The organism is Streptomyces sp. NPDC021749 (assembly GCF_040640655.1).
Taxonomy (GTDB): domain Bacteria; phylum Actinomycetota; class Actinomycetes; order Streptomycetales; family Streptomycetaceae; genus Streptomyces.
In genome coordinates, this window is sequence record NZ_JBFACE010000016.1 from 135,621 (window position 1) to 160,453 (window position 24,833).

19 protein-coding genes are annotated in these 24,833 nt (G+C 73.3%); 7 read left to right on the forward strand and 12 right to left on the reverse strand.

Going from position 1 to position 24,833, the window contains the following annotated elements; translation table 11 throughout:
• Nucleotides 1–22 precede the first annotated feature (22 nt).
• On the reverse strand, nt 23–1,468 hold the full coding sequence (locus AB0G35_RS18405; RefSeq protein ID WP_360949882.1) for an FAD-dependent monooxygenase: 1,446 nt from the start codon (nt 1,466–1,468) through the stop codon (nt 23–25).
• 300 nt (nt 1,469–1,768) lie between these two features.
• Here AB0G35_RS18405 and AB0G35_RS18410 point away from each other — a divergent pair, with 300 nt between their 5' ends.
• The gene (locus AB0G35_RS18410) at nt 1,769–2,947 is read left to right on the forward strand and encodes a macrolide family glycosyltransferase (protein ID WP_360949885.1); all 1,179 of its coding nucleotides are present in this window, start codon (nt 1,769–1,771) and stop codon (nt 2,945–2,947) included.
• A 107-nt stretch (nt 2,948–3,054) separates the two neighbouring features.
• Here AB0G35_RS18410 and AB0G35_RS18415 read toward each other — a convergent pair whose 3' ends face one another.
• Complete coding sequence (locus tag AB0G35_RS18415; RefSeq protein ID WP_360949888.1) at nt 3,055–4,251, reverse strand: acetyl-CoA acetyltransferase; 1,197 nt, start codon at nt 4,249–4,251, stop codon at nt 3,055–3,057.
• Nucleotides 4,252–4,516: 265 nt separating this feature from the next.
• Between AB0G35_RS18415 and AB0G35_RS18420 the strand changes: the two genes are divergently transcribed.
• Both AB0G35_RS18420 and AB0G35_RS18425 read left to right on the forward strand, forming a co-directional pair.
• Nucleotides 4,517–5,827 (forward strand): acyl-CoA dehydrogenase family protein, encoded by a 1,311-nt coding sequence (locus tag AB0G35_RS18420; protein ID WP_360949891.1) that lies wholly within the window; start codon nt 4,517–4,519, stop codon nt 5,825–5,827.
• A 47-nt stretch (nt 5,828–5,874) separates the two neighbouring features.
• Nucleotides 5,875–6,336 (forward strand): nitroreductase family deazaflavin-dependent oxidoreductase, encoded by a 462-nt coding sequence (locus AB0G35_RS18425; RefSeq protein WP_360949894.1) that lies wholly within the window; start codon nt 5,875–5,877, stop codon nt 6,334–6,336.
• Nucleotides 6,337–6,654: 318 nt separating this feature from the next.
• Here AB0G35_RS18425 and AB0G35_RS18430 read toward each other — a convergent pair whose 3' ends face one another.
• The gene (locus AB0G35_RS18430; RefSeq protein ID WP_360949897.1) at nt 6,655–7,302 is read right to left on the reverse strand and encodes a TetR family transcriptional regulator; all 648 of its coding nucleotides are present in this window, start codon (nt 7,300–7,302) and stop codon (nt 6,655–6,657) included.
• A 750-nt stretch (nt 7,303–8,052) separates the two neighbouring features.
• Between AB0G35_RS18430 and AB0G35_RS18435 the strand changes: the two genes are divergently transcribed.
• On the forward strand, nt 8,053–10,674 hold the full coding sequence (locus AB0G35_RS18435; protein ID WP_360949900.1) for a PQQ-binding-like beta-propeller repeat protein: 2,622 nt from the start codon (nt 8,053–8,055) through the stop codon (nt 10,672–10,674).
• A gap of 82 nt (nt 10,675–10,756) precedes the next feature.
• On the opposite strand, the gene AB0G35_RS18440 is transcribed toward AB0G35_RS18435, so the two are convergent.
• Nucleotides 10,757–11,674, reverse strand: a complete 918-nt coding sequence (locus tag AB0G35_RS18440; protein ID WP_360949903.1) for a hypothetical protein — start codon at nt 11,672–11,674, stop codon at nt 10,757–10,759.
• A gap of 196 nt (nt 11,675–11,870) precedes the next feature.
• On the opposite strand from AB0G35_RS18440, the gene AB0G35_RS18445 reads away from it, so the two are divergent.
• On the forward strand, nt 11,871–12,419 hold the full coding sequence (locus AB0G35_RS18445; protein ID WP_360949906.1) for a hypothetical protein: 549 nt from the start codon (nt 11,871–11,873) through the stop codon (nt 12,417–12,419).
• Between the two features lie 64 nt (nt 12,420–12,483).
• On the opposite strand, the gene AB0G35_RS18450 is transcribed toward AB0G35_RS18445, so the two are convergent.
• Genes AB0G35_RS18450 through AB0G35_RS18460 form a run of 3 tightly spaced genes read right to left on the reverse strand, consistent with a single transcriptional unit; the run spans nt 12,484 to nt 14,892 of the window.
• Entirely contained in the window at nt 12,484–13,311 is an 828-nt protein-coding gene (locus tag AB0G35_RS18450; RefSeq protein ID WP_360949909.1) for an enoyl-CoA hydratase/isomerase family protein, read from the reverse strand.
• Nucleotides 13,308–13,739 carry an OB-fold domain-containing protein gene (locus AB0G35_RS18455; RefSeq protein WP_360949912.1) on the reverse strand — a complete coding sequence of 144 codons (432 nt, stop codon included), beginning with the start codon at nt 13,737–13,739 and terminating at the stop codon, nt 13,308–13,310. Before AB0G35_RS18455 ends, AB0G35_RS18450 begins: the two co-directional genes overlap by 4 nt.
• A gap of 1 nt (nt 13,740) precedes the next feature.
• Nucleotides 13,741–14,892 (reverse strand): lipid-transfer protein, encoded by a 1,152-nt coding sequence (locus AB0G35_RS18460; protein ID WP_360949915.1) that lies wholly within the window; start codon nt 14,890–14,892, stop codon nt 13,741–13,743.
• 110 nt (nt 14,893–15,002) lie between these two features.
• Between AB0G35_RS18460 and AB0G35_RS18465 the strand changes: the two genes are divergently transcribed.
• Nucleotides 15,003–16,616, forward strand: coding sequence for a FadD3 family acyl-CoA ligase (locus AB0G35_RS18465; RefSeq protein ID WP_360949918.1), 1,614 nt, complete (start codon nt 15,003–15,005; stop codon nt 16,614–16,616).
• Between the two features lie 105 nt (nt 16,617–16,721).
• On the opposite strand, the gene AB0G35_RS18470 is transcribed toward AB0G35_RS18465, so the two are convergent.
• From AB0G35_RS18470 to AB0G35_RS18490, 5 genes are all read right to left on the reverse strand, one after another.
• The gene (locus AB0G35_RS18470; protein ID WP_360949921.1) at nt 16,722–17,312 is read right to left on the reverse strand and encodes a TIGR03086 family metal-binding protein; all 591 of its coding nucleotides are present in this window, start codon (nt 17,310–17,312) and stop codon (nt 16,722–16,724) included.
• 188 nt (nt 17,313–17,500) lie between these two features.
• On the reverse strand, nt 17,501–19,051 hold the full coding sequence (locus tag AB0G35_RS18475) for an AMP-binding protein (protein WP_360949924.1): 1,551 nt from the start codon (nt 19,049–19,051) through the stop codon (nt 17,501–17,503).
• A 168-nt stretch (nt 19,052–19,219) separates the two neighbouring features.
• Nucleotides 19,220–19,423 carry a hypothetical protein gene (locus tag AB0G35_RS18480; protein ID WP_360949927.1) on the reverse strand — a complete coding sequence of 68 codons (204 nt, stop codon included), beginning with the start codon at nt 19,421–19,423 and terminating at the stop codon, nt 19,220–19,222.
• A gap of 316 nt (nt 19,424–19,739) precedes the next feature.
• Nucleotides 19,740–20,051 carry a laminin G gene (locus tag AB0G35_RS18485; protein WP_360949930.1) on the reverse strand — a complete coding sequence of 104 codons (312 nt, stop codon included), beginning with the start codon at nt 20,049–20,051 and terminating at the stop codon, nt 19,740–19,742.
• 211 nt (nt 20,052–20,262) lie between these two features.
• Nucleotides 20,263–23,199 (reverse strand): BTAD domain-containing putative transcriptional regulator, encoded by a 2,937-nt coding sequence (locus AB0G35_RS18490; RefSeq protein ID WP_360949933.1) that lies wholly within the window; start codon nt 23,197–23,199, stop codon nt 20,263–20,265.
• A gap of 272 nt (nt 23,200–23,471) precedes the next feature.
• On the opposite strand from AB0G35_RS18490, the gene AB0G35_RS18495 reads away from it, so the two are divergent.
• Complete coding sequence (locus AB0G35_RS18495) at nt 23,472–24,689, forward strand: amidohydrolase family protein (protein ID WP_360949936.1); 1,218 nt, start codon at nt 23,472–23,474, stop codon at nt 24,687–24,689.
• Nucleotides 24,690–24,833: the final 144 nt, after the last annotated feature.

Below are 24,833 nucleotides of genomic sequence, written 5' to 3' on the forward strand. Positions count from 1 at the left end.
GCGTACTCAGGCGACGGCGTACTCAAGCAGCGGCGTACGGGGCCCCGGCGCCCGATCCGCGCACCGCCGAGCCGACCGATCCAGCCGCTGCCGCTGCGGACCCGGCCGCTGCCGCTGCGGACCCGGCCGCCGCCCCGGCCGACTCCTCCGCCACCGCCGCCGCCACCGACCCGGCCGACTCCGCCGCCGGAGCGTCATAGTCCTTGAGCGTGATCGCCCGCGCGCCCCGCTGGACGTCCTCGGCGATCTTCTTCGCGACGGCGTCCTTCCACGGCATGTGCGGCAGCATCCGCAGCATCAGATGCCGGAGCCGGATGCCCCACCGGCTGCCCACGGTCATCTCCCGCGCGAACTTGCGCGCCAGCTCATGGTTGACCGCGACATAGCCGCGCATCTCCTCCTCGTAACGGGCGAACGCCACCTCCGGCGCGCCGCCCGCCGCCGCGAGCTCGCCGGCCAGGACGTACGCACCGACCAGCGCCATCCCCGTGCCCTGCCCCGACGCCGGTGAGGCGCAGTGTGCGGCGTCGCCGAGCAGCACCACCCGCCCGCGGGACCAGCGGTCCATCTCGATCAGGTGGAGCCCGTCGAAGTAGAGGTCCGGCGCCGAGCGGGCCGCTTCCAGCATCCGCGGGGTCCGCCAGCCGGTGCCGGCGAAGGCGGTTTCCAGCAGGGCCAGTTGCTGGGCCCGGTCCCGGTGGTCGTAGCTGAGCCGGGGCGAGCGGAAGGTGAGCAGGCCCTTGGCCGCCGGGTCTCCGGCCGAGCTGTACGCACAGACCAGCCGGCCGGGCTCCGCGTAGTACAACTCCTCGCGGTCCAGACCGATTTCGTTCGGCATGGAGAACGCCGAGAGGTAGGCGCCGAGGTGGCGCAGGAACTGCTCCTCGGGGCCGAAGACCAGCCGTCGGACGTTCGAGTGCAGTCCGTCGGCGCCGACGACGAGGTCGAAGCGGCGGGGCGCGCCCCGCTCGAAGGTCACCTCGACCCCGCCACCGTCGGCGGCCGGGGTGGTCGAGCCGATCGGGGTGGTCGGGTCGGTCGGGGTGGTCGAGTTGATCGAGGTGGTCGAGTCGATCGGGGTCAGGGAGGTGATCGAGTCGCCGAAGACGTACTCGACGTCCGGGCGGGTGCGTTCGTACAGGATGCGCGCCAGGTCGCCGCGCATGATCTCGTCGTCCCGGCCGGTGCGGGCGCCGAAGATCGCGGCGGGCAGAGTGGCGATGCGGGTGCCGTCGTCCTTCACGTAGGCGCCGTTCTGCATGTCCGTACTGGCGCGCTGGATGTCCTCCAGGATCCCCATCCGGTCGGCGACCTCGACCGCCGCGCCGCGGATGTCGACCTTGTAGCCGCCGGTCCGCAGCGCGGGCGCGCGCTCGACGACGGTCACGGCGAAGCCGTGGCGGTGCAGCCAGTAAGCGAGCGCCGGGCCGGCGATGCTCGCGCCGGAGATCAGGACGGTCTTGGTCATGGCGGATCCCCCTACAGGAACGGTGCGTTGGCGGTGCGTGGGCGGGGCGGTGAGGACCCGACACCGCGACTATACGAGCGTCTTAAACGCTTGTCTATGACGGATGTATAGATCGGGTGCGGTCCGGCCCCCGGCCCGGGAAAACCCTTCGACCGCCCGACGCCGGCCGCATTACGCTCCTCGCATGCACTTCCTTCAGATCTACGGCTGACGCGACGTCGGACGGTCTCCCGTCCCGCGGTCTCTCCCTGTCCTTTTGCGGCCCTGTCGCCGTAGTTCTGCGAAGAAGGAAGTATCGGTATGTCGCGCTCTGCCCATATCGCCATGGTCGGCACGCCCATGGTCAGTCATGTGCTGCCCAGCCTGGAGATCATCCGGGAGCTGGTCTCCCGCGGCCATCGCGTCACGTACGCCAACACCGACCACGCCGCCGCGCTGATCGCCCCCACGGGCGCCACGCTCGTCCGCTACACCTCCGGCCTGCCGGTCGCCGACAACGCCTGGCCGCAGGATCCGGTCGCCGCGGCCTCGCTCTTCCTCGACGACGCGATCGCCGTGCTGCCGCAGCTGCGCGCCGTCTACGAGGACGACCCCGCCGACCTCTACCTCTACGACGTCGGGGCGTACGCCGCCCGTGCGCTGGCCGAGGCGCAGGGCCGCGATGTCGTCCAGCTGTCACCGACCTTCGTGGCCTGGGAGGGCGCTCAGGAGGAGAGCGGGGCGGCGTTCGCCGGGCTGCCGGGGGCCGAGGCGTACCAGGCCCGGTTCGCCGCCTGGCTGGCGCGGTGCGGGGCGGTGACCACGGACGTCGCGGAGTTCTCCGGCCGCCCGCGCCGGGCGCTGGCGACGATCCCGCGGGCGATGCAGCCGCACGCGGACCTGGTGGACGACACCGCGGTGACCTTCGTCGGTCCGTGCCTCGGCTCCCGCGCGGAGCAGGGCGGCTGGGCCCGGCCGGCCGGCGCGGAGAAGGTGCTGCTGGTGTCGCTGGGTTCGGCGTACACCCGGCAGCCCGAGTTCTACCGGCGCTGCGTGGCGGCCTTCGGGGACCTGCCGGGGTGGCACGTGGTGCTGCAGATCGGCGCGTACGTCGATCCGGCGGAGCTGGGCCCGGACCTGCCGGAGAACATCGAAGTGCGGTCGTGGGTACCGCAGTTGGCGATCCTGGAGCAGGCGGACGCGTTCGTGACGCACGCCGGGATGGGCGGCAGCAGCGAGGGGCTGTACACCGGTGTGCCGATGATCGCGGTGCCGCAGGGCGCCGAACAGCCCCTCAACGCCGACCGGCTGGTCGAGCTGGGTGTTGCCCGCCGGATCGACACCGCGGACGCCACCCCGGAGGCGTTGCGTACGGCCCTGCGGGAGCTGACCGCCGATCCGCGGGTGGCGGCCCGCTCGGCCGCGCTACGGGCCGAGGCCCGCGCGGAGGGCGGCGCCCGCCGGGCCGCCGACCTGATCGAGGAGCGGCTGGCCGGCTGACGCGGCGGGGCGCCACCGCGTGGGGTGCCACGCGGTGGGGCGGGGGACGGCCCCGGCGGCCACCCCCGCCCCACCGCCGCCGGGCCCCCGGGCCGGTCCCGCTGCCGCTATGCCCGCCCCAGTACCACCGTCCCCGACGAGCAGAACCAGCCGCCGGTGCCGGAGGCAACCGCGAGCTGCGGGAGGGTGCCGTCGGGGCGGTGGACCTGGGAGTCCGGGCCGGCCTCGCCACGGAGCTGGCGTACCGCCTCGACCAGCAGGAACAGTCCGCGCATTCCGGGGTGGCAGGCGGCCAGGCCGCCGCCGTCGGTGTTCACCGGCAGCGCGCCGTCCCGCAGCAGCCGGCCCTTCTCGACGAACGCGCCGCCCTCCCCCTTGGCGCAGAAGCCCAGGTCCTCCAGTGTCACCAGGGTCATGTACGTGAAGGCGTCATAGATCTGGGCGAGATCGATCTCGGACGGCCGGACGCCCGCCCGCTCGAAGGCCAGCCGTCCCGAGACCGCCGCCGGCGAGACCGTGAAGTCGTCCCAGTCGGACATGGTGGTGTGCGAGACCGCGGTGCCGGAACCGAGCACCCACACCGGGGGTTTGGCCAGGTCGGGGACGTGGTCGTCGGCGACCAGCAGGACCGCGCAGCCGCCGTCGGAGCGGATGCAGCAGTGCAGTTTGGTGAACGGGTCGGCGATCATCGGGCCGGCCAGGACGTCGTCGACGGTGATCGGGTCGCGGTACAGCGCGTCCGGGTTGGCCGCCGCGTTGGCCCGCGCCTGCACCGCTATCTGGGCCAGTTGTTCCGCCGTCGTGCCGTACTGGTGCATATGGCGGCGCGCTGCCATGGCGTACTTGGCGATCAGGGTGTGCCCGTAGGGGACCTCGAACTGGAGCGGGCCGCGGGCGCCGAACGAGAGGTTGGCGGTGCGGCGCCGGGCCTTGATGTCGGCGCGGGCGGTGGAGCCGTAGACGAGGAGCACGGCCTCGGCGTGGCCCGCGGCGATCGCGTCGGCGGCATGCGCGGCCATCACCTCCCAGGTGGCGCCGCCCACCGACGTCGAGTCCACCCAGGTGGGGCGCAGTCCCAGGTACTCGGCGACCTCGACGGGCGCGAGGGTGCCGAGGCCGGCCGAGGCGAAGCCGTCGATCACCGACCGGTCCAGGCCGCTGTCGGCGAGCGCCCGGCGGGCGGCCTGGGCGTGCAGCGCGTACGGGGTGGCCTCGTCCACCCGGCCGCAGTCGGACAGGGCGACCCCGGCGACGGCGACCTTGCGGTTCCCGGGAGGGCGGGGGCCGGAAGCTGGTGAGGACATGAATCTGACGGTACATCAGATATCTGGGCGCGCGGCAGGGGTCGTCCGGCGCCGGGGCCGTGGCCCGCGGCTCGCCCACAGGGGTCGTCCGGCCGGGGCCGTGGCCCGACGCTCGCCCAACCCGCTCGCCCGCCACGGGAATCGCCTCGCCCGGCTCTGGGAAACTGCGGCGGCCCTCCCTACCATGACGGGCCGTCAGATCGCGTTGGCGCCCCCCCCGCCGGACCCCGGCGGGCGGGGTCGTACGGCCGGGAGGAGCCCGCCGATGGATGCCGCGTTCACCGAGGAGCAGCACACGATCCGCCGCACACTGCGCGCCCTGCTGGAGAAACGCTGCGGCCCGGACGAGGCCGAGGCGGCGGTGCGGACCCCACCCGGCTACGACGAGGAGCTGTGGCGGCAGCTCGCCGGCCTCGGACTGCCCGGGCTGGCCCTGCCCACCGCGTACGGCGGGGCCGGCCGCGGACCCACCGCACTCGCCCTGGCCTGTGAGGAGACCGGCCGCACCGTGCTGCCCTCGCCGCTGTTCGCCACCGCCGCGCTGGCCGCCCCGCTGATCCTCGCGCTGGGCAGCGAGCGGCAGCGCACCGGGCTGCTGCCGTCCCTCGCCTCCGGCGAGCTGACCGGCACGCTGGCCGTAGCGGACGGCCGGCTCGCCACCGCGCTGGCCCTGACCGGGCCGAACGACGGCGACTGGGCGGGCGGCGGCCGGGCCGGCGGCATCCAGGCGCACCAGGAGGCGGACGGGGCGGGCTGGCGGCTGTACGGGGAGGCCGGGCAGGTGCTGAACGGGCACACCGCCGAGGTGCTGGTGGTGGCCGCGCACACCGGCGGGTTCGCGCGCAGCAGCACCCGGCTCTTCCTGGTCCGGGCGGCCGGTGCGGCCGGGCTGCGGCGGATGCGGCAGGCCGTGGTGGACGAGACCCGGCCGCGGGCCCGGCTCGAACTGCGCGACGTACCGGCCGAGTTGCTGGGTGAGGAGGAGGGGGAGCAGGCGCGTGCGGTCGGCGCGGCGCTGGCCGCGGCCGGTGTGGTGGCGGCCACCGTGCTGGCCGCCGAGGCGGTCGGGGCGGCCGGTGCGGCGCTGGCCCGTACCGTCGCCCACGTCAGGGAGCGCGAACGGTGCGGCCGGTCCGCCGGGTCCTTCCAGCCGGTGCGGCACCGGCTCGCCGACCTCTACGCGACCCTCCAGGCGGCCCGCTCGGCGGCGTACTACGCGGCCTGGAGGGCGGGCCGCGGGCCTTCCGGGGCGGACGGGTCCTCCGGTACGGACGGGGACGGTGACGCCCGGCTCGGCAACGGGGCCGGTGGGCCCGGGGTGGCGGCGCTGGCGCTTGCGCAGGCGCAGGAGGCGCTGCGCGCGGTGGCGGCCGAGGCGGTGCAGTCGTCCGGCGGCATCGGCTTCCCCTGGGAGCGCGCGGCGCAGGTGTACTTCCAGCGTGCGGCCGGTGACGAACTGCTGCTGGGCCCGGCGCACCGGCTGCGGGCCCGGGCCGCCGAGGAAGCGGGACTGTGCGCGGGCGCGGGGCGCGCCGTGTGCCGTGCGACGGGCCTGCCGACGGCGGTCGACGCCTGATGCGGGGGAGAAGCGCCGAACCGGCGACGGCGGGGGGCGGGCGGCTGATGCGCCGCCTGGTGCAGAAGGCCTCCGCGACCCGGACGTTCGCCCGGATCGCGCCGCACGTCGTCCCGGCCCTGGACCGTGCGGTGCACCGGCTGACCGGGGGCAAGGCGCTGCTCAGCACCCGGATGCTGCCCGGTCTGGTCCTGACGGCGACCGGCGCCCGGAGCGGACGGCCGCGGCGGACGCCACTGGCCTGCATGCCGGAGGAGGGCGGTGGCTGGCTGCTGATCGGTAGTAACTTCGGACGGCCGGGCCACCCCGCCTGGACCGGGAACCTCCTCAAGTGCCCGGAGGCGACGGTGAGTTGGCGTGGTGAGGAGATCGCCGTACGGGCCCGGCTGCTGAGTGGTGCGGAGCGGGCGCGGGCCTGGCGGGCGGCGCTGGACTTCTGGCCGCCGTACGCCGCCTATCAGGCGCGGGTGGAGCGGGAGATCCGGCTGTTCCGGCTGGAGCGGCGCTGAGGGACCGACGGATCGCGCGCCCGGCCGTGGTGTGCGCGTTCCGTGCCCGCATGCACACAGCGGGTGCCTCGGCGCCCCTGGGAGGGGACGGCCGGCACCCGCTGTGTGTGCAGTACAGCTATGGCAGGACGGATAACGGACCGACGGCGGAACGGGCCGGAGTGCAACGGGGCTTGGAGGCGCGGCGCTTCTCGGGCCGCTTCCTCGACGTGGTGCCGGTTGCCGGGTGCCCGGTCGGATGGCTCAGGTGGCCTACTCGTTCGGCTCTTGCTCGCTCGGCTCGGTGGTTCGGCTCATGGTTCGGACGGCGTGCTCCGTCTACTTGGTCGGCTTCTTGCCGGTGACGCCGAAGTGCACCAGCAGTGCCAGGTTGGGCTTGAGCTCGGCCTGCTTCACGCCCCAGCTCTGGAAGCCCTTCTGGTGACTGGCGACCGCCGCGAGCATCGCGACGATCGAGCCGGCCATGGCTGCCGGGCTGACGTCCTTGTCGACCTTGTTCTTGCTCTGGAGCTCCTGGATGGAGTCGGTGAGCGAGTTGGTGACGGCATTGAGGATCTTCATGCGGATCTTGTAAAACCGCTTGTCGCCCTCGGCGGCACCCAGGTCGACGACGCGCAGAATCGCATCGTTCTTGCGCCAGAAGGAGAGGAAGCCGTCGACCAGCTCCTCCGCCGCCTGCCAGCCGGACTTGCCCACCCAGGAGCGTTCGGCGACAAGATCGGTCAGAGTGGCGCCTTCTTTGGCCATCTCCTCGGCGATTTCAAGGACGGCACCTTCGACGTCCGGGAAGTACTGATAGAACGTAGCGGGCGAAGTCCCCGCTTTTCGGGCCACATCGATGACCTTGACGTCCCGGTAGGGGGACGAACTGAGCATTTCACTGAGGCAGTCGAGAAGCTTTTGCCGCGTCGCCTGTCCGCGGCGGCCGGCCACTCTGCCGTCGACGGTTCGTACTTGTCCTGTCATGCCGTCAGCTTACCGAGGGGTGATCGGAGCGCGATTTGGCTGCCTGCAAATGGGGATGCGGGAGTTCGGCCTCCGCGGCCCCTGTTGCCGCACCGGTGGGGAACCCGCTCGTGGTCGAGATGTGCGGGACGCGGCTTGGTCCGAACCGGTGAATGCTCTTATCAACAGCCTGTGGACAACTTCGGTGGATAAGCGGTCACGCTCCGTGCAGAAAATGCCGGGTGTCGACCGGAATTTTGAATTCCCTTCGCCGCACACGTACGAACCGGTACTAGCGTGGACATATAGCTGCTGCGGTGGACCGCAACGACGGCCGGGGGAGAAAGCCGTGCGAAGAATGCACGGACGACTTCCTTCCGGACCGTTGATCGCCGTCGGGAAGAGGTGTGGCCCCGAAGTGACCTGTGCCGGCGCAGAATTGGCCGGTCGCCGGAACGCCCGCGAAGCGAGTGGCCAACCCGTCGGTAACCCGCGGACCGGTCAGGCACCGGCGGCCGCATCGGCGCACGTCAGGCCGGGTGGGGTGACGCCGGGTAACGGGCCCGGGGCGGGACGCGGGGGGCATGCCGTGACACGACGGACGGGCCCCGGGTTCGCAACCATCGGCGCGGCCAGGAAGAATCAGCACGCGTACGGCCGTTTCGATACTCCTCGCCGCAGGCGGGGAGACGCTGCACGGGGCAGTGGCTCTCGGCGGCCCGTGGCTTTTGAGAGTCTCTTTTTTACGCCCCACGGGGAGGTGGCAGACAAGTGGTGGAGCAGCTGAAGCAGCTGACGCAGCACGATCCCCGGCGGATCGGGCCGTTCGAAGTGCTCGGCCGACTCGGGGCCGGTGGCATGGGACTGGTCTATCTGGCCCGTTCGGCGTCCGGCCGGCGCGTGGCGATCAAGACGGTACGTACCGAGCTCGCCGAGGACCAGCTGTTCCGGGTCCGCTTCACACGCGAGGTCGAGGCGGCCCGCGCGGTCAGCGGCTTCTACACCGCGGCGGTGGTGGACGCCGATCCGCGCGCGGCGGTGCCGTGGCTGGCGACGGCCTACGTCCCCGCGCCCTCCCTGGAGGAAATAGTCAATGAGTGCGGACCGCTGCCGGCCCAGGCGGTGCGCTGGCTGGCCGCCGGGATCGCCGAGGCGCTGCAGTCCATCCACGGCGCCGGACTGGTCCACCGCGACCTGAAGCCGTCCAATGTGCTGGTCGTCGAGGACGGCCCGCGGGTGATCGACTTCGGTATCGCCTCCGGGGTGTCCAACACCCGGCTGACCATGACCAACGTGGCGGTGGGCACCCCCGCCTACATGTCGCCCGAGCAGGCCCGGGACTCGCGCAGCGTCACGGGCGCCAGCGACGTCTTCTCCCTCGGCTCGACGCTGGTCTTCGCCGCCACCGGACACGCGCCCTTCCACGGCGCCAACCCGGTCGAGACGGTCTTCATGCTGCTGCGCGAGGGCCCCGATCTGACCGGGCTGCCGGACGAACTGCGTCCGCTCATGGAGTCCTGCATGCAGATGGAGGCGGCCCACCGGCCGTCCCCCGCCGACCTGCAGTCCCAGCTCGCCCCGCACCTCTTCGGCTCCGGCAGCGACGACAGCGGTACCGCGTCGGCCTGGCTGCCGCCCGGCGCGGTGGCGCTCATCGAGAGCCGGCGCGGCGGCCGCACCGCCGTACCGCAGGAGAGCCGGCAGGCCGCCCCCGGACGCGGCTCCGCCCGCCCGGCGCCCGCCGCCCCGCCGGCCCCGCCCCGGGCGCCCGTGGCGGCCCCGCCGCAGCCCTCCCAGGCCCCGCCGCTGCCGGAGAGCGCGCCCGCGGGCGGCGCCGCGGACGCCGGCTGGCCCGGCCGGATCGGTGCCGGCCCCGGCGCCCACCGCGGCAGCGATCCGCGCGGTGCGCACCCCGGCCCGATGCCGCCGGCGGCCGGCCCGGACGTCTCCACGGCCCGGGTGACCCCGGTCTCCGCGGCACCGCCCGCCGCCGCGCCGTCCCCGGCCGCCGCGCTCTCCGCGGCGCCCGCGGAGGGTGCCGCCGGTCCCGTCCACCTCGCTGGCTCGTCCGCCCCGATAGGGCCGGGTCCGCGCGCCGACACCCGGGAACCGCAGCCCCGCGGGCAGGCCGGCGCCGCGACCAACTGGGTCCGGCCGCCCGGTGGCGGGCCGGTCACCGGAGTGCCGCAGCAGGGCCAGCCCGGCGGTGCGCCGTCGCCCGAGGGCGCCGCGGCTCCGGCCGAGGCACCGCCCGCCGACGCGGGCCGCTGGCGCCCCTGGCGGTTCCGGATGTCCAACGACGTCTGGGGCACCCCGGCCGTGGACGGCGAACTGCTCTACGTCACCTCCTTCGAGGTGCATGCGCTCGACGTGGCCAGCGGGCGGCGCAGGTTCAAGACCCGGGACGTCGCCTGGGCGATGGCGGTCGCGGACGGCCGGATCCACGCCTCGGACGGCCCGAGCCTGTACGCGCTGGACGCCGCCGACGGCACCGACCGCTGGCGGCTGAACACCGACGGCTGGGTCTACGCCCTCAAGGTCGACCGCGGGACCGTCGTCACCAGCACCCGCGGCGGCGGCGTCCAGGCCTGGGAGGCCGCCACCGGCGAACTGCTGTGGGAGACCACCGGCGTCCAGACCGACTTCGAGACCGCCGAGGCCGGGCCGGTGATCCACGAGGGCACGGTGTTCGTCTGGGCCGACGCCCGGCTGAAGGCACTGGAGGCCCGTACCGGCGCGGAGCGCTGGTCGTACCCGGTCGGTGACGCGGCGGCCTGCGGCGGGGTGCCGGTGCGGCTGCTGCCGGCGCCGGACGGGGCGGTCTACGTCGTGGCCGGCACCCGCGTGCTGGCGCTCGACATCGCGCGCGGCGACCTCCGCTGGCACTTCGAGGCGCCCGCGGTGTTCCTCAGCCCGCCCGCCTTCGCCTCCGGGCCGGCGGTCACCGGCGGCGGGGTCTATCTGGCGGACTACCTCGGCACGGTCTACGCGCTGGACCCGGCGGACGGCCGCGACCGCTGGCGGATCGCCACCGAGGCCCGGCAGTCCACCGAACCGGTCCTGGTCGCGCACGGCGCGGTCCACCTGGGCAGCGGCAAGGCGCTCTACACCCTGGACGCGGTGACCGGCACCCCGCGCTGGCGGTTCCAGGCGGGCGCCGAGGTCGTCGGCTCCCCGGTCGTCGCGGAGGGCCGGGTGCACTTCGGATCGGCCGACCACTGCCTGTACACGCTCGACGCGATGGGCGGCCAGCTGCGCTGGAAACTGGCGACCGGCGGGGAGATCACCGGCTCCCCGGTGGCGGTCGGCGGCGTGGTCTACGCGTGCAGCAAGGACCGCTGTGTGTACGCGCTGGACGCGGCGAAGGGAACGGGCCAGGCCCGGCGGTCCTGACCACCGGTCCGGCCCCCGTAGGCCCGGTCCCCGCCCGGGCCGCTCGTCCTCGTAGGCCCGGTCCCCGCCCCGGCCGCTCGTCCTACTCCTCGTCCTCCGGAGGGCGGGGCTGCCGCTGCTCCCTGCCCCACTCCACGGGCGGGGTGGGCGGCGGCCGGCGGGACGGCATGGTCGGTGGCGGCGGCTCGTGCCCGTACGGATCCTGCTGCGGCGTACGGGGCTGCTGGGGTGCCGGCGGCTGCTGCCGGGAGGGGGGAGCCGGGGCGACCGGCGGCAGCGGTGTGGTGGGGGTGTCGTCCTCGGCGGGGTACGGAACGCCGGAGCGGCCCGGGGGCGGGGGCGGCGCCCCGGTGCCCGCCGGTCCGCCGGTGTACGGCTCGGGGTCCCACTCCTCGGCGCCGGGGCGGCCGGCGTCCCACGGCTCGGGCGGGCCGGGCGGATAGGCCGCGGGCGGGTAGGCGGCAGGCGGACGGGCGCCCGGAGGGTAGCCGGAGGGCGCGTCGTAGCGGTCGTCGGGCGGGTAGGGGCCGTAGCCGTCGTCGTAACGGCGGTCGTCGTAGCGGCGGTCGTCGTAGCCGCGCTCGTAGACCCGCCGGTCGCGGCCCCGCATGACGAGCGCGCCGAGCAGCAGCAGCGCGCCGCCGCCGAGCGCGTTGGCCACGCCCACGCCCAGCCCGCGGGCGCCGGCGGTGAGTTCGCTCGCGGCCTGGCCCTGGCGGACCATCCACAGGATCGTGAAGCCCAGCACCACCACCCCGGCGACCGCGACCAGCGCCCGGGAGCGCAGCGCCACGCCGATCAGCGCCAGCAGCGCCGCGAAGCCCATGGGCAGCAGGACGGAGCCGAAGAGCGCGGCGCTGTTGGGTGTGATGCCGTTGAAGAGGTCCTCGATCCGGATGTCGCTGCCGTGACGGCCGTCGTACCAGGGACGGAAGGGGCTCCAGACGGCGGCCGTCGCTCCGATGAGGGCGATCAGCGACCCGAGAACGTTGCGCACCACGGGCGTCGCCTCGCTTCGGGTCGTTCGGTCATCCTCCGCGACCGACGCTACGCCTGCCCGTCGGCACCCGCTAGACAGGTTGGGCCGGACGCGGGGCGGGGCCCCTACGGGGTGTCCGGGCCTCTTGCTAGGGTGCCGTGCACGCGTCAACCCGCAGTCCGGCGGGCCAGGAAGTTTCCACGGGGGATCGGCGATCATGAAGCAGCGCATGCGTACGGGCACGGCCGGCGACGGTGCCCGCAGGGCGACGAGGGTGGCGGTGGCGAGCGCGCTGGCACTGGCCACGGTCGCCACGGTCGGAGGGTGTGCCTTCAGCCGCCCGCGGGTCGCGATGCCGACGTCCTTCGCGAGCCCCACCGGGTACGGCTCGTCCCCCACGGGCTACCCGACGGACAGCTACTCGCCGTCGTACTCGCCCTCGCCGACCGAGGAGACCTACGACCCGGACGGGCGGGCCGACGCCACCGGCAGCAACTGCGACTTCTCCAGCTCGCTGCGCCAGTTCACCTACACGGTGTCCATCACCAACCCGTCGACGACCTCCTCGTACTCCTACGACATGGCCGTGAACTGGATGAAGGCCAAGCCGGCCGACGGCAAGGCGTACGGGCTGCACGAGCGGTCCATCGTCGTGGGTCCCGGCGCCACCGAGACCTACACCGCCAAGTACACGGTCAACCAGTCCTCCATCGGGCAGTTCTGGTTCACCTGCCAGATCACCCGGGCGCACAAGACCAAGATGTAGGCCGGGGCCGAGAGGTGGGCCCGGCCGGGACGCGGGCCCGGACGCACACCCCTCGTGCGCACGGTCATCGGACGAGCGGGCAGGGGTCCGCCCCTGCGGGGCCGCCGCCCGGACCGCTGCTCCGCCCGCTCCCGGGCGCCCGCTCCTTCCGGGCGGCGAACAGTTCCGCCTGGCGGTCCGGCGGGAGATTGCCCAGCGCGATCAGCGCCGGCGCGTGCGCCCACGCCTGCGCCCGGCCGCCCGCCTCGTGGGCCGCCCACAGCGCCCGTACGGTGCCCTGGACCGCCTCGGTCGGCTGGGCGGCGAGGACGGCGGCGCGACGCAGCGCGACCTCGGCGGCGGCGCCGGGCGCGGTCAGCTCGGAGACCAGGCCGATCGCGTACGCGCGCGGGGCGCCCAGCCGTTCGGCGGTGCCCATCAGGGCCAGCCGCGCGGCCTCCCCGTAGGGCATCCGCGACGCCATGGTGAGCGACTCGTAGGCGCTGACCATCCCGTAGGTGGTGTGCGGGTCGAAGAAGGTGGAGTTCTCGGAAGCGACGATGAACTCGGCCTCGCCCAGGAGGTAGAAGGCGCCGCCGCAGGCCATGCCGTCGACCGCGGCGATGACCGGCTTCCACAGGTCGTTGGCCTTCGGGCCGACGGTGAGCAGGGGGTCGTCGAGGGAGTAGGGCGAGGGCGGCTGGGGAACGTCGGCACCGCGGTCGATGCCGGTGCAGAAGGCGCGGCCGCCGGCGCCGGTGACGACCGCGGCCCGTACGGTGTCGTCGAACCGGAACTCCCGCCACACGGACGCCAGTTCACGCGCGGTGGCCAGGTCGATCGCGTTGTGCCGCTCCGGCCGGTCCAGGGTGACCAGGGCGACGCCGTCCTTGATCTCGGTGCGCAGGGTCATGGCCGCTCCAGGACCCAGCGCGGCACGGTCATGCCCTCGGGCGGGGTGTGGAAGACGGCCTTCACGGGGGCGCCGATCCGCAGCCGTTCCGGTGCGACGGAGTTGAGCGGGGCGTCCGCGGCGGTGACGAGGTTGCCGACGAGGCGGATGCGGGGGGCCTCGGCCAGTTCCACGACGACCGCGTTGTAGCCGGGCAGGTCCGCGTACGCGGGCAGCAGCGGCGGGTGCGGTACGACGTACGACCAGATGCGGCCGCGGCCGCTCATCTTCCGCCAGTGGCTGCCGAAGGACTGGCAGTGCGGGCAGCACGGCCGGGGCGGGAAGCGGAGCTGGTCGCAGTCGGTACAGCACTGGACGCGGAGTTCGCCCCGCGCGGCGTACTCCCAGAAGGGTGCGCCGTCGTCGTCGACGACAGGTGTCAGCAGCATCTCAACTCCTCAGCAGAAGGGCGGAGGTGGGCACGCCCTCGCCCGCGGTGACCAGGCAGGTCGCGGCGTCCGGCACCTGCGCGGTGCTGGTGCCGCGCAGCTGCTTGACGCCCTCGTTGATCAGGTTGAATCCGTGCACATACGCCTCGGAGAGGCCGCCGCCGCCGGTGTTGAGCGGCAGCCGTCCGCCGATCTCCAGGGCGCCCCCTTCCGTGAAGGCCGCGCCCTCGCCGCGCCCGCAGAAGCCGTAGCCCTCCAGGGAGAGCGGGATGAGCGGGGTGAAGGCGTCGTAGATCTGCGCGACGTGCACGTCCTGCGGCCCGAAGTCGGCCTGCTTCCACAGTTGCCGGGCGGCGGTCCAGGCCGGGCCGGTCAGCGGGTCGTCGTTCCAGTAGTTGACCATGCCGTGGTGCTGGGCGGGCAGGCCCTGGGCGACGGAGTGGACGTACACGGGCCGGTGGCGGCAGTCGCGGGCCCGCTCGGCGGAGACGAGGACCAGGGCCAACGCCCCGTCGGTCTCCAGGCAGTTGTCGAAGAGGCAGAGCGGTTCGCTGATCCAGCGCGAGGTCATGTACATGTCGCGGGTCAGCGGGCGCTCGTACATCATCGCGGCGGGGTTCTGGTTGGCCCGGTTGCGGCAGGCGAGCGCGACGTTGAAGAGGTGGTCGCGGGTGGCGCCGTACTCGTGCATGTAGCGGCGGGCCAGCATGCCGATCTCGTCGGCCGGGCGCAGCAGCCCGAAGGGCCGGGTCCACTGCCCCGGGGTCGGCAGCTGCACCTGGGTGTTCTTCCAGGGCCGCGGTCCCGAGCCGCGCTTGCGGGAGCGCCAGGCGACGCCGACGTGTGCCTGGCCGGTGGCGATGGCGGCGGCCAGATGGGCCACCGTCGCACAGGAACCGCCGCCGCCGTAGCCGACCTTGGAGAAGAACGTGACGTCCCCGGCGCCGATCGCCTTGGCTGTCTCGACCTCGTCGGTCTCCTCCATGGTGTACGAGGCGAAGGCGTCCACCTCCGAGGGGGCGATCCCGGCGTCGTCCAGTGCGGCGACGATCGCCCGGCAGGCCAGCGTCTTCTCGGAGTCCGGGAGACGTTTGGCGAACGGGGTCTGTCCGATGCCGGCTATCGCCGTCGCGTCCTTGAGGGTCGCCCCCATGGCCACCTCCGAAGTCCGTCGTCCGTACTGACAGCCGAGGAGGCTACCGCTAATCTGACGGGTAGTCAGCTACTGGGGCGGCCGGATCTTCTTCCGCAGGAGGCAGGACGATGGGCGACGACGCGGCGGTGCGGGCGGACCTGGAGCACGGCACCCTGCCCCGCCTGGTGCGCGCCGCCGCCCGGCGGTACGGCCCCCGCGAGGCGGTGGTCGAGGGCCGCACCCGGGTCACCTACGCGGAACTCGGCGAACGGGTCGAGCGGGCGGCCGCCGCCTGCCTCGCCTCCGGGATCGCACCCGGCGACCGGGTCGCCGTCTGGGCACCCAACACCCTCGACTGGATCGTCTCGGCCCTCGGCGCGGTCACCGCCGGCGCGGTCCTGGTCCCCGTCAACACCCGCTTCAAGGGCACCGAGGCCGCCCACCTCCTGCACCGCACCCGCGCCCGGCTGCTCTTCGTCACCGGCACCTTCCTCGGCACGTCCTACGTGGCCGCCCTGCGCCGCGCGACCGCGGAGACCACGGGCGGACTCCCGCACCTGGACCAGGTGGTGGTGCTCTCGGACAGCGCCCCCGAGGGGTACCGGACCTGGAAGCAATTCCTCGCCGACGGCGACCGGATCACGACCGAGGAAGTCCGGCGCCGCGCCGACACGATCCGGCCGGACGCCCCCTCCGACATCATCTTCACCTCCGGCACCACCGGCCGCCCCAAGGGCGCCGTCATCACCCACGAGCAATCCCTGCGCTGCTACGGCGTCTGGAGCGAGCTGGCGGGCCTGTGCACGGACGACCGCTACCTGATCGTCAACCCGTTCTTCCACACCTTCGGCTACAAGGCGGGCATCCTCGCCTGCCTGCTGCGCGGCGCGGTGATGGTGCCGCAACCGGTGTCCAGCGTGGAGACCACGCTGGCCAACCTCGCCGCCGAACGGATCTCGGTGCTGCCCGGCCCGCCCACCCTGCACCAGTCCCTCCTCGACCACCCGGCCCGCGGCGCGCACGACCTGAGCGCACTGCGCCTGGTGGTGACCGGCGCGGCCGTCGTACCGCTCGAACTCGTCGAGCGGCTGCGCGGCGAACTGGGCATCCGGACCGTGCTGACCGCGTACGGCCTCTCCGAGGCGAGCGGCCTCGTCACCATGTGCCGGCGCGGCGACGACCCGGCGGTCATCGCCGCGACGTCGGGCCGCGCGATCCCGGACACGGAGGTGCGGGTCCTCGCGGAGCCGGGCCGGCCCGGCGAGGCGCCGGTCTTCGCCGAACCGGGCCGGCCCGGCGAGGTGCTGGTGCGCGGCCACCACGTCATGCGCGGCTACTTCGAGGACCCGGAGGAGACCGCGAAGGCCGTGGACGCGGACGGCTGGCTGCACACCGGCGACGTCGGCGTCCTCGACCCGGCGGGCAACCTCCGGATCACCGACCGCATCAAGGACATGTTCATCGTCGGCGGCTTCAACGCCTACCCGGCCGAGATAGAGCAACTCCTCGGCCGCCACCCGGACATCACCGACGTCGCCGTCATCGGCATCCCCGACCCACGCCTCGGCGAGGTCGCCAAGGCGTACGCGGTCCGCCGCCCCGGAGCGGCCCTCACCGCGGACGACCTGATCGCCTGGTCCCGCCGCGAAATGGCCAATTACAAGGTGCCGCGCGAGGTCGTCTTCGTCAGCGAGCTGCCACGCAACGCCAGCGGCAAGCTGTGCAAGCGGAACCTGCGGTGAGGCTGGCTTCCCACGTACCCGGCCGGCCCGCCGCGGTTGTCGCGCGCCGTTGCGCTGTGCGGCGCCCCCGCAGGTACGCGGCGGGACGGCCAACTACGTGGGGAGCTAACGAACGGGCCGCTGCCAGGATGGGCGGCGGCCCGCGAGGCCCACTACCTTGTCGAGGAGGGGGGCGTCGTCCGGTACGGGGACGATCGCGCCGAACAACGGGCCGTTCGCGCTGTCCTCGGCCCAGGAGGACAGCAGCTCGTACGACACCTGGAGGGCCTCCGGGTCGGGCACGTACTCCTGGCCGGTGGCGCGGGCCAGGTCCCAGCCGTGCAGTACCAGCTCGTTCAGCGCGACCCGGCCCGCGACGGCGCCCGGGAGCGTGAAGCCGCCCGCCTGCGTCTCGCCCTGCCACGCCTCCGGGGCCCGCCAGGCCGCCGCCATCCCCGCCAGGTTCCGGTCCAGCTCCGCACGCCAGCCGGGGTCCACGTCGGGCCGCATCGCGTCGGGGGACAGCCGGGTCGCCGGTCCGAGGTCCTTGCGTGCCACGTCCTGGAAGGCGGCGGCCAGACCGACGAGATGGCCCAGCAGATGGCGCACCGCGTACTTCTCGCACGGCGTGGGCGCGTCGAGCTGCTGCTCGGCCGTCCCCGAGGCCAGCCGCGACACCTCCCGGGCCTGCGCCGCGAAGTCGATCATCTCGGTCATCGTGCGGTTCCTTCCGTCCTGCGGAGCCCTTGTCGTCCGTCTGCCGGCCGGCTGCCGTATCCGTCGTGCCGCCGGCCCCTCCACAGTGCAGACTCCGCGCCCGTAAGGACCCTCGCCACACCGGACGTCCGACGAGGACGAACGCGGGGCGACCCGCACGCGGTACGGGCGGCGGCGGGTCGAGCGGCTCACTCCCGCCCGTACCGCTCCCGCAGCGCCGCCTTCAGCACCTTGTTCAGCGGGCCGCCGCGCGGCAGCTCCGCGGTGGTCTCCAGTTGCTCCGGCAGCTTCTGGGCCATCACCCCGGCCGCCCGCAGATGCGCGGTGAGCGCGTCGAGGGTGAGCGGTGGAGCGGCCGGGTCGGCGGGCGTGATCACCGCGCAGACCCGCTCGCCGCGTGCCCGGTCCGGGAGTCCGATGACGGCCGCCTCGGCGACCGCCGGATGGGTCCGCACCAGCTCCTCGACCTCCTGGGCCGAGATGTTCTCGCCCTTGCGGATGATGATGTCCTTGAGCCGCCCGGTGAGCACGAGGTGCCCGTCCGGGCGCAGCCGGCCCAGGTCGCCGGTGCGGAAGTACCCGTCGGCGTCGAACGCCTCCGCGGTCAGTGCCGGGTCGGTGTACCGCCGGAAGAGCATCGGCCCCTTCACGGTCACCTCGCCGGTCTCCCCGGGTGCCGCCTCGCTCCCGTCCGTCCGGACGATGCGTATCCGGGCGCCCGTCACCGGCCGGCCCACCGTCCGCGCCAGCTGGTCGTCGCTGTCGTACGGCGTGCCCATCGCGATCATCGGGCACTCGGTCATCCCGTACCCGTGCACCACCGCACACCCCAGCTCCCGCCCGGCCGCGGCGTACAGTTCCGGCGGCATCGGGGCGCCGCCGCCCGACAGCAGCCGCAGGGAAGGGATCAGCCGCCCGGCGTCCGGGCGGGCCCGTCGGCAGCGGCGTGACTCGTCCAGGAACGCCTGGTAGAACGCGGTGCTGCCGCCGGCCATGGTCACCCCGTACCGCCGGTAGACCGCGGCCGCCCGATCCGGTGCGAAGGTGTCCAGCACGACTGCGGGGAATCCGCTGACCAGCATGGCGATGACGTAGTCCGGCCCGGCGATGTGCGCGTAGGGGAAGGCGATCGAACCGATGTCCTGAGCCGACATCCCGAGCGCGGTCGCCAGCCCGACCCCGCCGGCGATCAGGCTCGCGTCGGTGTGCTCCACGCCCTTGGGCGACGAGGTCGTACCGGAGGTGTAGTAGATCCACCGCGTCCCGTCGCGATCGGGTGTCCCGGCCGGCAACCCGGACGGATCCCCTACGGGCAACCCGCCCTCCACCGACACCACCCGCACACCGTCCCCGGCCGCCTTCCGGGCCATCGCCGCGTAGTCGAACCCGCGCCACTCGCCCGGTACGAGCACGTACTCCGCCGCCGACTCCGCCAGGATGAAGCCGACCTCGCGTTCCCGGTGCAGCGGGATGACCGGCGCCTGCACGGCTCCCAGCCGGGCCAGTGCCAGCGAGACGACCACCGTCCGGATCCGCGTCGGCAACTGCCACGCCACCCGCGTCCCGGCCCCGATCCCCAGCCGCCGCAATCCGGCGGCCACCCGCAATGCCTCGTCCCGCACCCCGTCGAAGCTGAGGCTCCGCCCCTCCGCGTCGAAGAACATCGGCGCCCCCCGTGACGCCTCCGCCCGATACTCCACCAGCTCCCAGAGCGACCGCACACGACCGACCTCGAACACGACGCGCCTCCTGACCACCGGGGACGGGTGGGGCGCACTGTAGCAGCGGAACTGACGGAACGTCAGATGTGTGACGGAGGCGGGGTTGCGGGCAGCAGGCCGCGGACAGCAGACAACAGACAGGCGAGGGGCGGGAGTTCGGTCCCGCGCCTCGCCTGTCGGCAGGTTTTAGTGCTGCGTGGCGCCCGCGGGCGCGATCGGTATGTGGCTGTCGTCGGTCGTGAAGGCGCCGGTTATCGGGGTGTGGCTGTCCTGGGCGGTGAAGCCGGGGGCCGTCGGGATGTGGTTGTCCGCCATGGCCGGGGCGGCGGCGATACCGGCAACGGCGGCGGCGAGGGCGACCGTGACGAGCGCACGGGTGCGTCGGGTCATGCGAACTCCTTGAGAGGGTGTCTGGTGACGAGAGAAGCTTGCCCGCCATGGGGTGCATGTTCGAGCAAGTGTCCGGAAATGGTTGCTGCATGAGGGGAATTGGCGTTGCCCGGAACGACTTCCGCTGCAAAAGGCCGAAGGGGCCGGCGTCGATGACTCCCCCCTTGGAATGTCATCGAAGCCGGTCCCGACGTTCCCCTGTGATTCCCCCTGGTTCCCCCGGTTTTCTGTTCCCCCGTTTCCTGCTCCCCCGTTTTCTGTTCCCCCGTTGTCCCCCGTACCCCCGTAACCTCCGGCTGTGAGGCCGGAGATCGTCTTACTTCGGGTCGGTGATCGGGCGGTTGCTGTCCTTCGCCGTCACCGTGCCCGAGCCCTGTACCGGGCGGGTGCTGTCGTTCGGCGTCAGTGCGCCGTCGACGATCGGGCGGTTGCTGTCCATCGGCTGAACCGGACGGCCGTCGTGCCCCGGCTGAGTGGCCGGGCGGGTGTCCGTCGGCTGGATGGGACGGTTGCTGTCCATCGGGATGATGGGACGGTTGCTGTCCATGGGAAGGATGGGGCGGTTGCTGTCGAGCGGCTTGACGATGTCCTTGTCATCGCTCACCCGTGTCTGGTTCTCGGTGCTCACGGTGGCAACTCCTGGTGGCTAGGCGCTGAAGGCCCATCCGGCCGGCAACTCCCCCGTGGGTCGCCGGACGGATGGACCGGGGCCGATCACCTTACGGTGGGGCCTGGTCACCGAGCCGCTTGCCCCCCGAGGCGGCGGATCGGTACGTAAGAGAGTGGCCCGCGACGATGAACGATCGATAAACGCCGACGCTGCGGGCTCTGACCAGGCGTTATGCGATGGCCGCCAGGGAGAGGAGGCGCTGCAGCTCGTCGTTCACGGGCAGGCCCAGCTGCTCGTGGATGGAGAGGACCTCCTGCCAGCACACCTTCGCGCGCCCGGAGTGCCCGATCTGGTGCAGCGCGTGCCCGAGAGTCGTCAGCGCGCTCGCCCGCCAGCGGCCGCCGCCGATTCCCCGGAGAGCGGTCAGGGCCTGCTCCGCGTAGTTGGCGGCGTTGGCCGGGCGGTGTGCTGCGAGGTCGACCTCGGCCAGCCGCAGATAGGTCATGCCTTCCCAGAACCGCTGCCGGCTGTCCCGGAAGATGGTGAGCGCATGGGTCAGTTGCTCGGTCGCCTCGTCCAGCCGGTTGGCGAGCGTGAGCGCCATGCCCAGCGCGTACATGCCGTTGCCCAGCCGGCGGGAGGCGCCGGCTTCGCGGTAGCAGGCGGTGCCCTGTTCGGCGAGCTGGATCGCGCTGTCGATCCGGCCGGTGTCGAGGTGCACCCGGGAGAGGTTGCACAGCGCGCTCGCCTCGGACTGCTTGTTCCCGTTCTCCCGGAAGGCCACCAGCGCCTGGTTGAGGTAGCCCTCCGCCTCCTCGTGCTGGTGCCGGATGCTGGCGATGATGCCCCGGTCGTTGGGCCCTTGGGAGGCGGAGAACGAATCGCCTGAAGCGAGCCCGAGCAGGGTGGCGAGCTTGGCGTGCTCGTCCGCCTCGGTGAGCATGCCCGACTGGGTGTAGAACGGCGACAGCGACCAGTGGGCCCGCCCGGCGGCGTGCTTGTCGTCCGCCTTCAGGGCGGCGTCGAGCAGGGCGAGACTGGCCTGTTCGTACTGGCGGTTGTTGGCACCGGACTCGGCCATGTCGCGGGTGAGCAGCAGCAGGTCCACGGCCCGCCGCAGGGTGTCCGGGCCGGTGTTCTGCAAGGCGCAGGCGATCAGGCACCGGGTCTCGCTGAACAGCCAGCCCAGCGCCTCCGCACGGTCCGTGAAGGACAGCCCCGGGTAGTGCGGCGTCTCCATCTGGTCGACGAGACGGTCGCCGGGCCGCTCCAGCTCGTACATGTGGGCCGCCGTGGCCAGGTAGAAGTCCAGCAGCCGGGAGAGCGCCGCGTCGCGCTCCTCCGGGGGCTGCTCGTCGCGCTCCGCGCAGGAACGGGCGTAGAGGCGTACGAGGTCGTGGAAGCGGTACCGGCCGGGAGCCGCCGACTCCAGCAGGGAGGTGTCCACGAGGGACTCCAGCAGCAGCTCCGTCGAGTCGGTGTCCATGTCGAGCAGCGCGGCGGCCGCGGCCAGCGAGATGTCCGGTCCGTCGGCGAGGCCCAGGAGCCGGAACGCCCGGGCCTGCTCGGGCTCCAACTGCCCGTAGCCCAGCTCGAACGTGGCCTTGACGGCGAGGTCGCCGGCCCGCAGTTCGTCCAGCCGGCGGCGTTCGTCGGCGAGCTTGCGGGCGAGGACGGAGACCGTCCAGGTGCGGCGGGCCGCCAGCCGGGAGGCGGCGATGCGGATGGCGAGCGGGAGGAAGCCGCAGGCACCGACGACGTCCATCGACGCCTCGCGTTCGGCGTTCACCCGCTCCTCGCCGACGATGAGCGTGAAGAGCGTCAGCGCTTCCTCCGGACTCATCACATCGAGGTCGACGAGATGGGCACCGGCGAGGTCGATCATGCGGGTACGGCTGGTGATCAGCGCGGCGCAGCCCTCCGTGCCGGGCAGCAGGGGACGTACCTGGGCCGCGTCCCGGGCGTTGTCGAGGAGGGCGAGCACCCGGCGTCCGGCGAGGGACGAGCGGTACAGGGCGGCGCGTTCCTCGACACCGTTCGGGATGGAGGCGTCGGGTGTCCCCAGGGCGCGGAGGAAGGCGCCGAGGACCGCCTCGGGGTCGGACGGTGCGTGCCCGGCTCCCTGGAGGTCGACGTACAGCTGTCCGTCGGGGAAGTGGCGGTGCGCGGCGTGCGCGACGTGGACGGCCAGCGTCGTCTTGCCGACGCCGCCGATGCCGGTGAGGGCGGACACCGCCATCACGCGGCCCTCGGCGGTGGCGAGTTGGTCGCTGAGCTCGGCGACGAACGAGGCCCGGCCGGTGAAGTCCGACACCGTGGCCGGAAGCTGATGCGGACGGACGAAGACCGGCTCCGCCGGGTCGGCGCCGTCCTGGACCACGACGGGAAGGTCCAGCTCCGGATCGGCCCGCAGAATCCGCTGCTGCAGCTCCGCCAGCGAGGCGCACGGGTCCACGCCCAGTTCGCGGTCGAGGAGCTGGCGGGTGTCGGTGTAGACCGCGAGTGCCTCCGCCTGGCGGCCGCTGCGGTACAGGGCCAGCATCAGCAGTTCGCGCAGGCGCTCGCGCAGCGGGTGGGCGGCGGTCAGGGCGGTGAGTTCGGAGACCGCGTCGGCGTGGTGGCCGAGTTCCAGGTCCAGTTCGAGGCGGGCCTCGTTGAGGGACAGCCGCCACTCGTGGAGGCGGGTGCGCTGGGTCTCGGCGTACGGGCCGGCCAGGCCGGCCAGCGGCTCGCCGTCCCACAACGTCAGGGCCTTGTCGAGGAGTTCCCGGGCCCGGGCCCGGTCGCCGGCCGCCCTGGCCTTCTCCGCCTCGGAGGCGTACTGCTCCGCGTGGTCGTGGTCGAGATCCAGCGGGAGGCCGTCCACCGGCCGCAGCGCATAGCCGCCCGACTCGCTGACCAGGGCCTCGGCGTCGTCGCCCAGGGCCTTGCGGAGCCGGGACGCGTACGTCCGCAGCGCGGCGAGCGCGGCGTGCGGTGGTTCGTCGCCCCACAGGGCGTCGACCAGCTCGGGCGCGGTGGCGGTCCGTCCGCCGCGCAGCAGTAGTGCGGCCAGCAGCGCTCGCTGCTGCGGGGAGCCCGCCGCCAGCGGCGTTGCGCCGCGCCAGGCCCGTACGGGACCGAGCACGGTGAAGCGGAGCCGCTCCCGCCCCGGACCGTCGTCCATGGTGTCCCCCTGCCCTGTGGCATCCGTCCGCGCTGTATGCGCCATCTCGCTGTATGCACCTTCTCGCTGTGCGCAACGGCCAGTCTGCCTTGTCGCGGCCCCTTACGTCAGTAGGGGTCCGGACCGTGCACAAAGCCTCCCCGGCTGACGGGGCCGGGGGCGCCGGGGGCGCACGGTGAGGGCGCGGAGTGCGGCCTTCCGTGCGCCCCTGGTGGGAGGCGGGCCCTCTTCGGGTAGCTGACGGGTCGTCAGTTCCACGCTACCGTGACCGCATGGAGACCTTCCCCAGGATCATCTCGGTGGACGACCACACGGTGGAGCCCCCTCACGTCTGGCGGGACCGGCTCCCGTCGAAATACCAGGACACCGGCCCCCGCATCGTCCGGGCACCGCTCGCGGAAATGACCTTCGTGGGCGGCAAGTTCGCCCCGAGGATGGGCGCCCCGGGCGATGACGGGCCGATAGCCGACTGGTGGGTCTACGAGGACCTGCACCGGCCGCTGACCCGCCTCGACACCGCCGTCGGGTACGCCCGCGACGACATCAAGCTCGAAGGCATCACGTACGAGCAGATGCGCCCCGGCTCCTACAGCGTCCCCGAGCGGCTCGCAGACATGGACGTCAACCACGTGCAGTCCGCCCTGTGTTTCCCCACCTTCCCCCGCTTCTGTGGCCAGACCTTCACCGAGGCCAAGGACCGCGAGCTCGGGCTGCTGGGGGTGCGCGCGTACAACGACTGGATGGTGGAGGAATGGTGCGGCCCGCAGGCGCAGGGCCGGCTGATCCCGCTCACCCTCGTCCCCCTCTGGGACGCGGAACTGGCCGCCGCGGAAGTACGGCGCAACGCGGCCCGCGGCGTACGCGCGGTCTGCTTCAGCGAGATCCCGCCCCACCTGGGGCTGCCCAGCATCCACACCGACTACTGGGACCCGTTCCTGCGGGCCTGCGACGAGACCGGCACCGTCATCGCCATGCACATCGGCTCGTCGTCGAAGATGCCGTCCACCTCGGCCGACGCGCCGCCCGCCGTCGGCTCGACGATCACCTTCGCCAACTGCTGCTTCTCCATGACCGACTGGCTGATGAGCGGCAAGTTCGACCGCTTCCCCCGACTGAAGATCATGTACGCCGAGGGGCAGATCGGCTGGATCCCGTACATCCTGGAGCGCGCCGACGTCGTCTGGGAGGAGAACCGCGCCTGGGGCGGCGTCGCCGACAAGGTCCTCCGCCCGCCCTCCGAACTCTTCGCCGAGCACGTCCACGGCTGCTTCTTCGACGACGCCTTCGGCCTGCGCAACCTGGACGCGATCGGCGTCGGCAACGTCCTGTACGAGACGGACTACCCGCACTCCGACTCCACCTGGCCCAAGTCCAGGGAGGTCGGCGAGACCCAGATGGGCCACCTGCCGCCGGACGTGGTGGAACGCATCGTCCGCGGCAACGCGATCGACCTGCTGGGCCTCACGGCGGAGGGCCTCTGGGCGGGCTGAGCCGAGGGGTGGGCTGAGCGGGGGCGGGGCGCCGTGGGGTGGGCTGAGCCGGGGCGCGGACTCCGTGGGTTCGGGCACCTGGGCCCGCTGGGGCTTGCTCGCGCGGGCACCTGGGGCCGCTTGAGCTTGCTCGCGCGACCCGCG